Annotated in this window: 13 protein-coding genes and 1 tRNA gene; 6 read left to right on the top strand and 8 right to left on the bottom strand. The window is 64.7% G+C overall.

Translation table 11 applies throughout. The features are described 5' to 3' along the window. Positions 1–264: 264 nt before the first annotated feature. The 3 genes from E0501_RS05240 to E0501_RS05230 all read right to left on the bottom strand — a co-directional run bounded on the left by E0501_RS05240 (position 265) and on the right by E0501_RS05230 (position 1,703). Positions 265–486 (bottom strand): hypothetical protein, encoded by a 222-nt coding sequence (locus E0501_RS05240; protein WP_137700273.1) that lies wholly within the window; start codon positions 484–486, stop codon positions 265–267. 85 nt (positions 487–571) lie between these two features. Beyond that, complete coding sequence (locus E0501_RS05235; protein WP_137700272.1) at positions 572–850, bottom strand: hypothetical protein; 279 nt, start codon at positions 848–850, stop codon at positions 572–574. After that, positions 819–1,703: a tetratricopeptide repeat protein gene (locus tag E0501_RS05230; RefSeq protein WP_161594558.1), complete on the bottom strand. Its 885-nt coding sequence runs from the start codon at positions 1,701–1,703 to the stop codon at positions 819–821. The genes E0501_RS05235 and E0501_RS05230 overlap by 32 nt, the downstream gene beginning before the upstream one ends. Positions 1,704–1,998: 295 nt before the next feature. Between E0501_RS05230 and E0501_RS05225 the strand changes: the two genes are divergently transcribed. From E0501_RS05225 to E0501_RS05215, 3 genes are read left to right on the top strand one after another with little or no spacing between them, the layout of a single operon-like run. Then, a complete protein-coding gene (locus E0501_RS05225; protein WP_137700270.1) occupies positions 1,999–3,618 on the top strand; it encodes an acyl-CoA carboxylase subunit beta in 1,620 nt (539 codons plus the stop codon). A 3-nt stretch (positions 3,619–3,621) separates the two neighbouring features. Further along, positions 3,622–5,598 (top strand): acetyl/propionyl/methylcrotonyl-CoA carboxylase subunit alpha, encoded by a 1,977-nt coding sequence (locus tag E0501_RS05220; RefSeq protein WP_137700269.1) that lies wholly within the window; start codon positions 3,622–3,624, stop codon positions 5,596–5,598. Then, on the top strand, positions 5,595–6,392 hold the full coding sequence (locus tag E0501_RS05215; protein ID WP_137700268.1) for a TIGR03084 family metal-binding protein: 798 nt from the start codon (positions 5,595–5,597) through the stop codon (positions 6,390–6,392). The genes E0501_RS05220 and E0501_RS05215 overlap by 4 nt, the downstream gene beginning before the upstream one ends. Positions 6,393–6,449: 57 nt before the next feature. Here E0501_RS05215 and E0501_RS05210 read toward each other — a convergent pair whose 3' ends face one another. The 4 genes from E0501_RS05210 to E0501_RS05195 all read right to left on the bottom strand — a co-directional run bounded on the left by E0501_RS05210 (position 6,450) and on the right by E0501_RS05195 (position 13,041). Further along, complete coding sequence (locus E0501_RS05210) at positions 6,450–6,923, bottom strand: calcium-binding protein (protein WP_137700267.1); 474 nt, start codon at positions 6,921–6,923, stop codon at positions 6,450–6,452. 24 nt (positions 6,924–6,947) lie between these two features. After that, positions 6,948–10,904, bottom strand: coding sequence for a VCBS domain-containing protein (locus tag E0501_RS05205; protein WP_137700266.1), 3,957 nt, complete (start codon positions 10,902–10,904; stop codon positions 6,948–6,950). Continuing rightward, positions 10,892–11,335, bottom strand: coding sequence for a calcium-binding protein (locus tag E0501_RS05200; protein ID WP_137700265.1), 444 nt, complete (start codon positions 11,333–11,335; stop codon positions 10,892–10,894). Before E0501_RS05200 ends, E0501_RS05205 begins: the two co-directional genes overlap by 13 nt. A gap of 185 nt (positions 11,336–11,520) precedes the next feature. Continuing rightward, complete coding sequence (locus tag E0501_RS05195) at positions 11,521–13,041, bottom strand: class I adenylate-forming enzyme family protein (RefSeq protein ID WP_137700264.1); 1,521 nt, start codon at positions 13,039–13,041, stop codon at positions 11,521–11,523. A 302-nt stretch (positions 13,042–13,343) separates the two neighbouring features. Between E0501_RS05195 and E0501_RS05190 the strand changes: the two genes are divergently transcribed. Then, complete coding sequence (locus E0501_RS05190) at positions 13,344–13,982, top strand: DUF1326 domain-containing protein (protein ID WP_137700263.1); 639 nt, start codon at positions 13,344–13,346, stop codon at positions 13,980–13,982. A 16-nt stretch (positions 13,983–13,998) separates the two neighbouring features. Further along, positions 13,999–14,835 (top strand): DUF2182 domain-containing protein, encoded by an 837-nt coding sequence (locus tag E0501_RS05185; RefSeq protein WP_137700262.1) that lies wholly within the window; start codon positions 13,999–14,001, stop codon positions 14,833–14,835. A gap of 188 nt (positions 14,836–15,023) precedes the next feature. Here E0501_RS05185 and E0501_RS05180 read toward each other — a convergent pair. Further along, positions 15,024–15,099: transfer RNA gene (locus E0501_RS05180), tRNA-Val, on the bottom strand. Between the two features lie 99 nt (positions 15,100–15,198). On the opposite strand from E0501_RS05180, the gene E0501_RS05175 reads away from it, so the two are divergent. Then, positions 15,199–15,663, top strand: a complete 465-nt coding sequence (locus E0501_RS05175; RefSeq protein ID WP_137700261.1) for a MaoC family dehydratase — start codon at positions 15,199–15,201, stop codon at positions 15,661–15,663. Positions 15,664–15,673: the final 10 nt, after the last annotated feature.

Genomic DNA, 15,673 nt, shown 5'->3' with positions numbered 1-15,673 from the left:
TAAACTAACCAGTCTGAAAGACATTAACTCTAAACATTTCTGCGCGGTCTTACCTGCACAGTTTCGCCATTTGTCTAATTTTCCTGCGCAGCTATCCACCTATACGCCGACTCACCGCTCAAGATCACAATTTAAGATTGTAAAATTGAACGACTTACGCTGGGTAACCTTCTCAAAAGGCAGGATTTCCGCTGTGACCGATTCGCGTTTTGCCATGCTCTGCAATCGTGGTTGCCCGCACCGGTCCCACATCCTTACCGTTGGTTAACGCACCAGAAGTTCCGATAGAATGTCGGGCCGCATCACGCTGTCGTCGCAGCGCTCGGACCGGTCGAGTTTCAGGCAGGCCTTGTAAACCGCCCGCAAGGTCTCGCGTGTCGCATAACCGTCCAGCGGACCGGCATAGCTGCCCGCGTCGCGGAACCGGCGCTGAAGGATGTAAAGGCGACGTTGGGGGTGGCCTTGATGATCTCCTGGGCGAACCATGCGGATACCAATTGTGGCTGCGCCGCATAGGCTTCGGCCACCGCCGCATAGGCCTCCGGCCCCTCTGCCCCCGCCGCCTTCAGCGTCAGCGCATATTGCTCCTGCGCGCCTTTTCACTCAATAGCTTGCCATAGAGCGCCAGGGCTTCCCCGGCGGCGTCCAGATCGCGACGCAGGTTCAGATCATTGCCATCCTGCAATAGCTCGATCAGGAACCCGGCCGCTGCCGCGTTGCCACCGTCGGCGGCATGGCGCAGGCGGGCGATCGTCTCGGGCCCGTCGGCGCGCATGTTGATTCCCCACATGTTGCGCGTGGCCTCGTAGACCTCGATTTCATCCTCGCCCGCCGCGCGCCTTGGCGGCATAACCGGCGAACTTCGCGCGCGACACCGACCCGCCGCCCAGGTAGCCGTACATGGCCCCGTGCGCCAACGCGACCCAGGCTTCGCTCGCGCCCATCTCACCGGCACGCACGAGCATCGCCTCCGCATCCTCGGGCGCCGTAAACTTCCACATCAGGTCTTCGCCATACACGGCCAGCCCGTGACCATTGCCGCCCTCGGCGGCGGCCTCGAAATGGGCCAGTGCCTGGGCTTTGTCCATGTCCAGCCCCGTGCCGTACATCAACAGCTTGCCCAGCGCGACATGCGCCGCCGCATCCCCCTGCGCGATTGCCTGCGCCAGCAGGCTCTGGCCGCGCACCACATCGCGCGGCAGGGTCCAGCCTCCCACCAACTGCTCGCCCAGCACACGCTGGGCCGTGACATCTCCCTTGTCCGCCGCGGCGGCCAGCAACTCCTCGGCGCGGTCCGGGTCCGCGGGCACCAGCTTGCCCCACAGGTAAACCTGGCCCAGTTCCGCCTGGGCTGCGGCATGGCCCGCCTTCGCCGCGCGGTCCAGCCATGCCAAACCCTGTTCGGTGTCGCGCTCCAGCACCCAGCCATTCAGCAGGTGCTGCCCCAGGCGATACCGGGCCTCGCTGTCACCGCCGGCCGCCGCAGCCTCAAGCACCTGCCGGGCGCGCGCCACGGTTTCCGCATCTGGGTCCGACCACAGCGCATTGTTGGCCTCTTCCACCGCGGGCACGGCATCCACCGCGGTTTGTGCATAGCCTGCAGCACCCATCGACAGGGCACTGGCAATCAGCATGGCACCAAGCGCCGCACGAATATGCGTTGCCCTACCCACCCGAGTTGTGATGCTTTCAGCCTTCGTCATGCGGTGTCGTCCTCTTGTGCCGGAATCGCCTTGGCCCGTATTCCGCAAAGCAATAACAGAATACTTGACCACGCAAAGTCTAGTCCATGTTCCGCAAATGTCTTTGATACAACTCAACAATCCTAGGACGAGCGCACGCACCCGCAGACCCCGGAACGTCCATTCCAAAACCCGGCCGTCCTCCATCTCATAGGTCCCCTGGGCTCGAAACGCCACGTCGCGTGCGCCCCTGCTTGCCCTGCGCGCGCGCCCTTCCTATCGTCGTGCCCAGCCATCATGCCTTGGGAGGGGCGACATGTGGAACGGACCGACCCTCACGCCATCTTCGCCGGGATATGACGTCAACCGCGCCGCCATGCTGACCGCCATAGCCGAGTTGCGCGCGCTCGAGGATCGCACCGCCCGCAAGTCCGAGGAACGCCGCGCACGTTTCCACGAACGCGGCCAGATCACCCCGCGCGAACGGCTGGCCCACCTGCTCGATCCCGGCCTGCCCTTTCTGCGGCTGCACAGCCTCGCGGGCTACCTCGCCGATACGGACGATCCGGAGAAATCCATTCCAGGCTCCACCTTCATCGGCGGCATCGGCTTCGTTTCGGGCACGCGCTGCATGGTCGTGGTCGATGACAGCGGCATTAACGCGGGCGCGCTCTCGCCCAAGTCGCTTGATGCGATGCTCTCGATGCAGGACATCGCCCTGCGCCAGAAACTGCCCTTCGTCCATCTGGTCGAAAGCGCCGGCGCAAACCTGATGAACTACCGCGTGGGCGACTGGGCCCGCGGCGGCGCCGTCTTCCGTAACCTCGCCCGGCTCTCGGCCGCGGGCCTGCCCACCATCGCCATCCTGCACGGCCCCTCGACCGCCGGTGGCGCCTACATGCCGGGCCTCTCGGACTACGTGATCGGCGTGAAATCTAACGGCATGGCCGCGCTGGCGGGCTCCGCGCTGGTCTTTGCTGCCACCGGCGAAAAGACCCCGGATGCAGACCTCGGCGGCGCTGAAATGCATGCCACTACCTCGGGCCTCGTCGAATACCTGGCCGAAGATGACGTGCACGCCATCGCCCAGGCCCGGCGCGTCATCGCCCGGCTAGACTGGAACCGCGACATGCCGGCGCGTGCGCCCCGGCCCCACGCCGCCCCGGCCCACGATCCCGACGAAATAGCCGGCATCATCCCCACCGATCTGCACACGCCCTATGACGCGCGCGAACTGGTCGCGCGGCTGGTCGATGGCTCGGATTTCGACGAATTCAAACCCGGCTACGGCCCCGCCACGCTCTGCCTCCAGGCTTCCGTGCACGGCCACGCCATCGGCATCCTCGCCAATAACGGGCCCATAGACCCCGACGGCGCAGCCAAGGCCACCCATTTCATCCAGGCCTGCGACCAGGCCGGTACGCCGCTTCTCTTCCTCAACAACACCACCGGCTACATGGTCGGCGTCGAGTACGAGCGCGCCGGCATGATCAAGCATGGCTCGAAAATGATCCAGGCGGTCTCGAACGCCCGCGTCCCCAAGATCACGCTCTACTGCGGATCGAGCTTCGGCGCCGGCAATTACGGCATGTGTGGCGTCGCCTATGAGCCCGATTTCCTCTTCGCCTGGCCCAATTCACGCTCGGGCGTGATGGGCGGGGCACAGGCCGCGCGCACCATGTCCGCCGTCGCCCGCGCCGGTGCCACGCGCAAGGGGATCGAGGTGGACGAAACCCGCCTCGCCGCGCAGGAGGCACGGATTCAGCAGATCTTCGACAGCCAGGCCCACCCGTTCTACACCTCGGGCCAGGTGCTCGATCACGGCGTGATCGACCCGCGCGACAGCCGCAAGGTCATCGCCTTCTGCCTCGACACCTGCCACGAGGCCCGTACGCGCAGCCTGAGCCCCAATGCCTTCGGCGTGGCAAGGATCTGAGCCATGTTCGACACGCTTCTTGTCGCCAACCGGGGCGAGATCGCCTGCCGCATCATCCGCACCGCGCGCGGGCTCGGCCTCATCACCGTCGCCGTGCACTCAACCGCCGACGCGGACGCCCCGCATGTCGCGCTGGCCGATCAGGCGGTCTGCATCGGCCCCGCTTCGGCCGGCGAAAGTTACCTGAACGCGTCGGCCATCCTGCACGCCGCGCGCGCAACAGGCGCACAGGCCATCCATCCGGGCTATGGCTTCCTGTCTGAAAACGCCGATTTCGCGCGCGCGGTGGCCGCGGCCGGTCTCACCTTCATAGGCCCTTCCCCCGACGCGATCGAGATCATGGGCGACAAGGCCCGCGCCAAGCAGGCGGTGCAGGCCGCCGGCGTTCCTTGCGTGCCGGGCTACGACGGCGACGATCAATCCGACGAAGCCCTGATCGCGCAGGGCCAGGCGATCGGCTTTCCCGTCATGGTCAAGGCGGCGGCCGGCGGCGGCGGGCGCGGCATGCGCCTTGTCCGTGACGCGGCCGATCTGCCCGCCGCCCTCGCCCGCGCGCGCGACGAGGCGCAGAATGCCTTCGGCTCGGACAAGCTCATTCTCGAACGCGCGATTCAGAATGCCCGCCACGTCGAAATCCAGGTCTTTGCCGACAGCCACGGCACCATGCTTCATCTCGGCGAACGCGACTGCTCGGTCCAGCGCCGCCACCAGAAAGTGCTCGAAGAAGCCCCCTGCCCTGCCCTCACCCCTGAGATGCGCGCCGCGATGGGCGCTGTCGCGGTCGAGGCCGCCCGCGCCGTCAATTACCTCGGCGCCGGCACGGTCGAGTTCCTGCTGGACGAGGATGGCCGATTCTATTTTCTCGAAATGAACACCCGGCTACAGGTCGAACACCCGGTCACCGAACTTGTCACCGGGCTCGATCTCGTCGCCCTTCAGATCGCCGTAGCGCAGGGCGACCCCCTGCCGCTCTCGCAAGGCGATGTCACGCTTTCCGGCCACGCGATCGAGGCCCGGCTCTATGCTGAGGACCCCGCCAACGGCTTCCTGCCCGCCACCGGCACAGTCGCGCTCTGGGCACCGCCTGCGGGCGATGGCATCCGTACTGACGCGGGCATCGCCAAGGGTCAGGACATCGGTCCATATTACGACCCCATGCTGGCCAAGATCATTGCCCACGGCCCCGACCGCGCCACTGCGCTCTCGCGGCTGCGCGCGGCGCTTGCCGATACCGCCTGCCTTGGCCTCACCACCAACGCGGGTTTCCTCTCGGCCATCCTCGACACGCCCACTTTCGCCGAAGGCCGTGCCACCACCGGTTTTCTCGACACCGAGTTTCCCGATGGCCTGCGCGCGACACCGCCCGCCAGCGACATTCTCGCGCTCGCTGCGGCCCTGCTCCTGCGCTCGGAAATGCAGACGGCCCACGCGGTCTCGTCGCTCCCTGACGACACGCTCTTGGGCTTTGCCTCCGATGGCGGCTTACCTATTCCGCTCGATCTTTCCGCCGGCGACACCACGCACGCCCTGCAGGCCCGCTGTCACGGGCCCGATCACTGGACCGTCACGGGCGAACAGCCGCACGAGATCACCGTCCTGTCCAGCGACGCGGGCCGCCTGACCGTGCTTATCGACGGCACCCGCCACCGCGCCTTTACCGCTCCCGATGGCACCGGCGGGCTCTACCTGCAACTGGGCACGGCCACGCTGCACGCCGCGCGCCACTGCCCCTGGGCCAGCGACGGGGCCGAGGCCCACCCCGGCCAGATTACCGCGCCGATGCCGGGGCGCGTCGTCTCGGTCGAGGCCGCCTTGGGCAGCACCGTCGCCAAAGGCCAGACCATCGCCGTGCTGGAAGCGATGAAGATGCAACATCAACTCACCGCCGGCGCCGATGGCACGCTGGCCGAACTGCATGTCGCCCCAGGTGATCAGCTCACCACCGGCGCCCTCATCGCCCGCATCGCGGAGGACACATGACCCTCACCCAAGCCGCCGATTTTCTCAAAGAATCCGAAGTCCTGCACGCCGCCATCGCGGATCTCGATGCGCGCGCCTTCGATGCCGCGACCCAGTTCAAGGGCTGGACGATCAACGACGTTCTCGTGCACCTGCATTTCTGGAACCGCGCCGCCGATCTTTCGGCGCAGGACGAAGCCGCCTTTGCCGATCTCGCCGCGCGCGTCATGGCCGTGTTCGAACGCGGCGGCACCCTGCGCGAGATCGAAAACGCCGAAATCACGGCGCGCGGCCCCGACCTGCGCGCCGCCTGGATCGCGCTGGCCCGCGACATTGGCCAGCGCTGGCAGCAGATGGACCCGAAGGCGCGCCTGCCCTGGGTGGGCCCGTCGATGTCGGCGCGCTCGTCGATGACCGCCCGGCAGATGGAAACCTGGGCCCACGGATTCGAGGTGTTCGACCTTCTGGGCCGCGCCCGCGAAGACTCCGACCGCATCCGCAACATCGTCGTCCTCGGCATCAACACCTTCGGCTGGTCGCACCAAGTGCATGGCCTGCCGGTGCCGGCAGCGATGCCGCGCGTCACGCTCACCGCCCCCTCGGGCGCCGTATGGGACTATGGCGAAGACCCGGCCAACACCATCACCGGCCCGGCGGTGGATTTCGCCGCCGTTGTCACGCAGACCCGCGCCTTGGCCGATACCGCGCTCCGCGTCACCGGTCCTGTCGCCGAAACCTGGATGGCGCATGCGCAATGCTTCGCCGGTCCGCCCGAAACGCCCCCCGCCCCCGGCAGCCGCCACCGCGCGCGTTAGGGCCATGCAAAAGGGCCGCGGCAAACACCGCGGCCCTCTTTCGCTTTTCGAACCCGATCAGATCAGCGCAAACACATCCGTGTGCGTCAGGCTGCCATCGTCGAAGGTGAAAGTCTCGATCCGGTCATTGAAGCTGTTCGACGCTCCGCCGATCACCAGAACGCTATCGCCATTGACGAACTCGACCAGCAGGTCATCGCTGCCCGGCACCAGACGGTTCCAGGTAGCCTCGGCAATGTCACGGCCGTTGAACACGTCGTCGCCCGCGGTCTGCTGCTGCGCCAGCAAGAGCGCCCGCAGATCGCCCGCTGACAATGTCGTCGCATCGCCGTTCAAAACGAACTGCTCGATCCGGTCCACCGCGCTGCTGCCCAGGCCATTGCGCACCAGCACCTCGTCGCCACCCGGCAGCGTGATCACCAGGTCATCGGGATCGCCCGCCACCATGCTGAAGGTCGCATCGGTCGAGGCATAGGAGGTGAAGATCAGCTGGTCGGTGCCACCGAAACTGCCGTTCTCCTCGATCTCCACCCTTCCGTCGCCCGCGTCGAACTCTTAGGTGTCGTCGCCACCCAGCCCGAACAGGTGGTCATATCCGCCATTGGCGCTCAGCGTGTCGGCGCCGGCGGTGCCGGTGAACACATCCCCCGGCGCGCCGGTAAAGGCCGGGCTGGCCAGGATATCGGCATAGCTCAGCGTGCCGTCCGAAAAGACGAACTGCTCGATATTGCCCGCCGTACCGGTCTGCCCGATCACAATCACCTCGTCACCGCCCGGCAGGGTGATGACCAGTTTTTCTGGCTGGCCCTCGCGCAACCGGAAGCTGGCATCGGCGATCACGAAATCGGTCAGGTCCAGAACGTCCGTCGCATTGAACCCGTTGTCAAAGATCCGGTCGCGCCCGCCCCCGGCTTCGAACACATAGGTGTCGGACCCGCGGCCCAGGGTCAGGAAATCGTTCCCGGCGCCACCGTTCACCGTATCGTTCGTGCTGAAATCGGCACTGATCACATCATCGCCCGACGTCGGCTCGCTCGACAGGATCGTTGCGCGCACATCTGGCTGGGTCAGCAGCTCCAGTCCGCCCGATCCCAGGAACTCGATCCGCTCGATCCCGTTCGTGGCGCCGCCGTCGAAGCCGCCCATGATCGTCACGCTGTCACCATTGGCAAAGCTGATCAGAACGTCATTGGCATAGCCCGCCACCCGGCTGAACGTCGCATCGGCCAGCGCGTAATCGGTAAAGCGCAGAGTATCGGTCGAGCTGAACCCATCGTCCAGTATACGGTCCCGCCCGCCGCCCATGTTGAACACATAGGTGTCCGAGCCGCGCTTGCCGGTCAGGAAATCATCGCCCAGACCGCCCTCGAGCTCGTTGTTCAGGCCGAAACCGACAATCGAGTCGTCGCCCGCGGTCTCGGACTGATGGATCAGCAACTGGCGCAGTTGTTCCGGCGTAAAGGTCACGCCATCACCGTCAAAGGTCACCTGCTCGATCTCGTAACTGGCGTTGGTGTCCACCGCGTTGCGCAGTTCCACGCTGTCACCATTGCCGAAATCGATGATCACCGTGCTCCGGTCGCCCGGCTTCGAGATGAAGCTCGCATCGGTCGAGGCATAGTCGAGGAAGCGCACCACGTCGGTCGAGCCGAACCCGTCATCCCAGACCACGTCGCGCCCGTCGCCGGCTTCGAACTCGTAGGTGTCCGATCCCCCGCGCCCCGAAAGGTAATCGTTGCCTTCCCCGCCGTCGATCGTCTGATCGCCGGCAAAGCCAAAGACGCGGTCATTGCCCGTGCCCTGATCCTGTGCCAGAAACAGGTCGCGGATCTCGAACACCGTCATTGTGGTGCCATCCTCGAAGACCAGTTCTGCGATCGTGTCGCCGGCATCGCCATCCAGCGCGCGCTTGACGATGGCCATCAACTCACCATCCTTGCGGATAGCCAGATCCGAGCTTCCCGGGCCAAGCCGGTCCAGCTCCACATCGCTCGGCGTCAGCCCCGGCAGGAACAGTTTGTCCGCACCGGTGAAACCGTTATCTTCAATAAAATCAATGTCTTCGCCGTCGCGGATAATGTATATATCATCACCGCGTCCACCGCTGAGAGAGTCGTTCCCCTCCAGCCCCAGCAGGATTTCCGGCGCGTTCGTTCCGGTCAGGGTGTCACGGCCCGGCGTGCCGGTCAGCACGGCATCGGTCTGCGCCAGCCAGAACTGCGTGCTCGCGCTTTCGCCATGCGGGTCCGTCGCGGTTAACTCGATGTGATAGAGCCCCGCCCCGCTTGGCGGCGTGCCGCTCAACTCGCCCGTGCCCGGATCGACGCTCAGCCAGGACGGCAGCGGCGATCCGCCCACCAGTTGCGCGCTCATCGTCAGCGTGTCGCTCGCGTCGACATCGGTGAACAGCCCCGGGTCCGGCATAAGGCTGAATGCCGTGCCGTTCGTGGCCAGCTGCAAATCGACCGTGCCGTTGACCATCGGCGCGTCATTGCGCCCCTCGATGGTAAAGGTCGCGGTGGCCGGCACCGCCACATCGCCATCCGACACCTCATAGCTGAAGCTCACCGTCTCGCTCTCGCCCAAGGCAAGATCCTGGAACCCCGACGGATCGATGGTGATCTCGTTCCCAAGGACGCTGAACGGTGTCGCCCGCCCCGCCGTCTGCACCATGTTCTGCGCAAAGATCACTTCGGACGCATCGACATCCGAGGCATGCTCCAGAAGGTCGGCAGTAAAGCCGGACACGTCCTCGTTCGTCGTGCCCGTCAACTCGGCCGACACGACAGGCGCGTCGTTGCGGCCAAGGAACGTCACGGTAACCGATTGGGGCACCGTGCCGCCATTTTCATCGCTGATCTCGAAATTCAGCGTGACAGCCAGGGTCTCGCCAAGATCGAGATACTGGAACGCGGCATCCCCGGCATCCACGGTCAGGGTATTGCCGACAAGGGAAAACCCGGCCGGAATCGGATCCATGTTGATGATCGAAAGCACCGCGCCATCGTCAACATCATCAGCCCCCAGAAGCAGGTCGATATCGAAGGGTGATCTGTCTTCCGCCGCGCTGTAGGCCAATGCAAACGCCACCGTGGGCGCATCGTTCGTCCCGGTGATGGTGAGCGTCGCCGTCTGCGGCACGCTCGCGCCATGCTCGTCCTCGACGGTGTAGCTGACCACCGCCGTCGCCGTATCGCCCACGTTCAGCGATTGCAGGTCGGCATGGCCGGGATCGACCTCCAGGCTGTTGCCCACCAGCGCCGCCCAGGCGGGCACGCCGCTGACGTTGGTGGCGCTCAGAACCGCGCCCGCGTCCACGCCCGACGCGCCATCGAGCAGGTCGACCGTAAACACCGCATCATCCTCAGCCGCCGACGCGGAAAGTGCCGCAGCCACTTCTGGCACATCGTTCGTACCGGTGATGGTCACCGTGACGCTTTGAGGAACGGACGCGCCAAGTTGATCCTCGACGTCATAGTTGACGACATGGGTCACGCTGTCACCGACGTTCAGGCTCTGGAATGAAGCATCGGCCGGGTCGACGATGAGACTGTTCCCCGAAAGACTGAAACCCGCCGGCAGCGCCGAAACATTGACCGCCGAAAGCGTATCACCCGCGTCACGGTCAAGCGCCCCTTGCAGCAGGTTGAAATCCATCCACAGGCTATCTTCGGCCAGTGTCTGGTTCAGCGCGCCCACCACGAATGGGGTATCGTTCGTCCCCGTCAGGGTGATGGTGGCGGTTTGCGGCACGCTGGCGTCATGCTCATCGACAATGTCATAAGTCAGCGTGATCGTCCGGGTATCGCCTTCCGGGATCGATTGGAACACCGAATGCGCCGGGTTCACCGCAACCTGCGTGCCGCCGACAAGGCTCAGCCCCGTGCTAAGGCCTGTCAGGTTCTGCACGCTCAACGTCGCGCCGTTATCGGCATCAATGGCGCCAGCCAGCAGGTCGAGCGTAAACTCCGCATCATCCTCAGCCGCCGATGCGGAGAGCGCCGCGGCCACCTCCGGCGCATCATTCGTGCCGGTGATGGTGAGCGTCGCCGTGGCGCTGCTTCCGCCTGCGCTCACGCTGTAGGTGAAGCTTTCGACCGCGGTATCCCCCACGGCCAAGGCGTCAAAATCGCTGCCGGCATCAAAGGAGAAAGTGCCATCCCCGTTCAGCGTCAACACCCCCGAGGACACGGTCGTCAGCAGGCTGAACACCGCCCCCGCCGGGTAACTGTCATTGGTCGCGACATCTTCCGCCAGCACGGTGTTCTCGCCGGTGGAAAAGACATCATCCTCCGCCACCAGATTCGGCGCGCCCGGATCGCGCGGATCGGTCGGCACGCCATCGACATAGATCTCGACCGCCTCGATCCCGCGGATGCGCAGGTTTAGCGCGGACAGGTACTGCATTCCGTATCCGAGGCCGCCCGCATCGGCCATGTCCAGCAGACCGGCCAGTTCATCCTGCAGCGCGGCATCGGTATATTGCGCTGCCGTCAGGTTCACCACCAGCATGTCCGTACCGTAGCCGCCATCGTAATAGTCGGGCCAGCCATGGGGCTCGTGCTCCCGTTCTCCAGCGTGAAGGTCAGCGTGTCGTTCCCCTGCCCGGCAAAGACGTAATCCCGGCCCGCGCCACCATCGACGGTGTCGTCGCCACTGCCTGCACGGATTATGTCGTTCCCGTCGCCGCCGTCGACCCAATCATTCCCAGACCCGGTCAACACGTAATCCCGGCCCGCGCCGCAATCGACGCTGTCATCGCCCGCTCCGCTCAGCACCAGGTCATTGCCGTCGCCGGCCAGAACCGTGTCGTCGCCACGATTCGTCAGGATACGGTCATTGCCGCCGCGCGCATCGACGAAATCATTGCCCCCCGGCCCCGGGTGCGGATGAACTCCCCCCGGTTGGACCCGGTAACCGTCATGTCGGAAGTGTTCAACCAACGGCCAAAGAACGAAAAACGCACATCAATTCCTCACAAAATATTGATCCTAAAAAACTCTATACCAACGAACCCTGAAAATGGGCCACGCAACCGTACCAGCACTATGTCGCGCGATACCGCCATCGGCAAGGAAAACCTGCCCCGCCGGGTGAACACAGCGTTTCGCATACCCGAACGATCGGATCAGTCGGCCGCGCTGTCCAGCGCGTGGGAAAAATGCTCAACCAGCGTCGATTTCAGGATCTTGCCGGTCGGCGCCGCAGGCAGCGCATCGGCCACCACGATCCGCGATGGCACCTTGTAGGGCGCCAGCCGGTCGCGCAGGAATTGCCGCAAGCCTTCTTCGTCCAGTCCCGCATCGGGCGCCGTGGTGATAAAGCCCAGCACCTCCTCGTTGCCCTCGACCGGGCGACCAACCACCGCAGCCAGGATCACGTCGGGATGCTCGGTCATCGCAGCCTCCACCTCGGCCGGGTAGACGTTGAACCCCGAATGGATGATCAGCTCTTTCGTGCGCCCCACGATGTGCAACCGCCCGTGGCTGTCGAACCGGCCCAGGTCACCGGTGCGCAGCCAGCCATCGGATGTCATCACCGCCGCCGTGGCCTCGGGATCGCGGAAATAACCCAGCATCACCTGCGGCCCGCCGGCCTCGACCTCGCCGATACCCTCCTCGGGGTGCGATCCCGGCGCATTGGTGTTCACCCGCACCTCGCTGCCCAGCATCTTTACGCCGACCGAATTGTCCGGGTCGCCCTTCTCGTTGCGCGTGGCACACACGCCCGAGGATGTCTCGGTCAGGCCATAACCGTTCTGCAGCGCCACGCCATAGAACGCCTCGGCCTCGCGCTTCCACGCTGGATCAAGCGGCGCGCCCCCGGAAGACGTGTAACGCAACAGCCCCTTCTCATAGCGCTGCATGCCATGCTTGCGCGCATAGTGAAACAGCTGCGCATGCATCTGCGGCACCGCCGGCAGCACGGTGATATCGGTTTTCAGCGCCTCGAAAAGCCGCGCCACGTCGAACCGCGCCTCCAGCCGCACCGCGCCCTGCGACTTGGTGATCGCCAGGATCGTGGCCAGGCCGAACACATGGCTCATCGGCAGCGCCAGGTAGGTCATGTCGCTCGCCACAAGGTCGCGCAGGTGTTCCGAGGCCGCGGCAGAATTCAGGAACGCCCGGTGGCTCAGCATCGCCCCCTTGGGCACGCCCGTCGTCCCCGAAGTATAAAGCAGGATCGCCACCTGGTGCCGGGCGGCCTCGTGCACCGGCTCGGGCGTGGTGCCCTCGCGCGCCAGGATCGCCACCGTACCCACCGGCCCCGGCACCTCCTCGGCGCCCAGCCGCGCGGCATGGGCGCGCGGCGCGTCGCCGGTTTCCACCGTCATCACCACGGCCGCCGCATCGGAATGGCGCACGATCCGGTCGATCTCGGGTTCGGAAAGCCGCGCATTCACCGGGCTGGCGATCGCATCCATCATCGAACAGCCGAAAAGATAGGCCACCATCGCCGCGCTGTTCTCCAGCACGATGACCACCCGGTCGCCCGGCCGTACCCCGCGCGCCTGCAACGCATCGCGCGCCGCTTCCGCGCCCGCCTTCATCTGCGCCCAGTCATACTGGCGATCATCATGGTCTATGACGCCCGGCAGATCGCCCCGCGCCCCTGCAGCAGCCTCCAACAGCTCGTGAAGTCGATTCATCTCTCTCTCCCTTGCCGCGACTTTGCCGCGCCATCGCGAAAGAGTCACCATCACCGGCATCTCCGTGCCGCAACGTCCTGTGACGCCCCTCAGCAAAGGGCCGAAGCTCGGTTGATCTGGACCTTTGCATTTTCAACTTCCGGCTTTTTGCCGCGAAGGCACGAAAGTGTTATGTTAATTTTGTTCATTTTCATCTCCCCACTTTCCGGGTCACGAAAACAAATTTGGCATCTTCTCAGGCAAGGTCGGCCCAACGGGCAAAGACACGGGTATTAACGCCCATTGGAATGAGGAGAAAAATCATGAAAAAATGGAAAATCAAAGCTTTGGAACTTGCCAATTGCAACTGCAATTTCGGCTGCCCCTGCCAGTTCAGCCAGGCTCCGAGCGATGGCACCTGCGAAGCCGCCGCTGCTTTCGAAATCGAAGACGGTCATTACGGCGATATCGATCTGAGCGGCCTGAGAGCGGCGGGCATCTACAAATGGCCGGGCGCCATCCATGAAGGCAACGGCGAGATGCAACTCATCATCGACGAGAAAGCAAGCCCCGAGCAACGCGCCGCGCTCGAGGCGATCATGACCGGTCAGGATACCGAGGAGATGGCCACGATGTGGTATGTCTTCAGCGCCATGGCCCCCAACAAGCACGACACGCTCTACCTGCCGATCGACATGACCTTCGACGAAGACAGCGCCAAGGGATCGATCAAGGTGCCCGGCGTCTTCGAGACCGAGGTCGAACCGATCCCGAATATCATTACGGGTGACCCGCACCTGATCAGTATCAAGCTGCCGCACGGCTTCGAATTCGAAGAAGCCTTCATGGCCTCGGGCAGCACCACGACAAACGGGGGCGAGATCGAGCTTCTCAAGAACGCCGCAACGCATGCCCATGTTGCCCAGCTGCACCTCACCGGACAGGGCGTGGTGCGCGCCTGAGCGCCACGAACCCGTCATGAGCGATACAAACCCGATGCCCGGCGGCGTCGAACGGCTGGCTGCGCGCGACAAATGGGTTGTCCTTGTCGCCGTGGCCGCCGTGGTGCTCCTCGCCGGCCTTTACACGATCTTCGGAGTTGGCATGAACATGTCCGCTCTGGAAATGACACGCATGGCACGCCCCATCGGCCAGCCGATGTCGATGGGCATGTCACCGCAATGGACGCTTGGATACGCGGTCCTGATTTTCCTGATGTGGTGGATCATGATGATCGCGATGATGACGCCCAGCGTGGCGCCCATGCTGTTGCTGTTCGCGGCCATCAAGAAAACCGGGCCCGAACGCGCCCGGACAAGCCTGTTCAGCCTGGTGTTCCTCGCCGGATACCTTCTCGCCTGGGCGGCGTTTTCCGCCGTTGCGGCCAGCCTGCAATGGGCCGGAGACGCGACCGGCCTCACAAGCGCCGCGATGATGACGATCAAGTCACGCAGCTTTGCCGGTGCAGTGATGATCCTGGCCGGCCTCTACCAGTTCAGCGCCCTCAAGCAATCCTGCCTCAGCCATTGCCGGAGCCCGGCCGAGTTCCTTTCGGCGCACCGCCGCCCCGGCGCTTCGGGCGCCCTGGTCATGGGCATGCATCACGGCTCCTATTGCCTGGGATGCTGCTGGGCGCTCATGGCGCTGCTTTTTGTCGGCGGGATCATGAACCTCTACTGGATCGTCGGCCTGGCGCTTTACGTGCTGGCTGAAAAACTCGCGCCACGGCCCGACCTTCTGAACAAGGGTAGCGGCGTAGTTCTGTTCCTGGTCGGGGCCTATCTGGTTGCCACCTCGGTCTGGCCCGCGATGTAACGCGGGCCACGGCCAGGACGGACACAGCCACACGGTCCTCGCCCCCCGGCATGGCAATTCGACTGTGGGGGAATGGTGGGTCGTGAGAGACTCGAACTCCCGACCCAGCGTAGCGCCGCAGGCGATGCGCGTCGGTCGGGCCAGCAGCCGGAACCAATGCACCGAAACAAATCACAACGGTGGGATTATGGTGGGTCGTGAGAGACTCGAACTCCCGACATCTTCGGTGTAAACGAAGCGCTCTACCAACTGAGCTAACGACCCCGCGCGCGGCTCATTACCCCGGCCCGCGCCCCCGTGCAAGCCCCTTGACGCGCGCGCCTCCGCCCGCTTGGCTCAGAGCCGCAGCAAACCGGAGCTTTCATGACCTTCGATCCCACGCAACACCAGACCCACGCCACCCGTCCGTTTGACGATTTTCAGCTGGGCGAGGTATTCCGCGCCCCCTCGCGCACCATGACCGAAGGCGTCTTCGCCGCCTTCCAGGCCGCGTCGGGCGACAACCATCCGATCCACTATGACCGCGCCTATCTTGAACGTCTCGGCCATCGCGACCTGATGGCGCATGGCTACCAGACGCTCATCCAGGCCGCGATCGGCGCTGCGCCCCTCGCCCACCAGATGGGCGAGGGGCTGATCGGCTTCGTCTCGCAATCATCGCGCTTTCTCGCGCCGGTCTATTGCGGCGATACGCTCTATCCCGCGTTCGAGATCACGGCGATGGAAAAACGCAGCACCACCGGCACGATCACGCTGGCAATCAGCATTCACAAACAGGACGGCACGCTCGTCTGCGACGGCCACCAGACCTACCTGATGCGGCTCTGAACGCGCCCGC

Origin of the sequence: Marimonas lutisalis, assembly GCF_005434965.1 — a bacterium.
Taxonomy (GTDB): domain Bacteria; phylum Pseudomonadota; class Alphaproteobacteria; order Rhodobacterales; family Rhodobacteraceae; genus Marimonas_A; species Marimonas_A lutisalis.
Note: the sequence above shows the minus strand (reverse complement) of the source record. Positions and strands in the feature narration are given on the sequence as shown.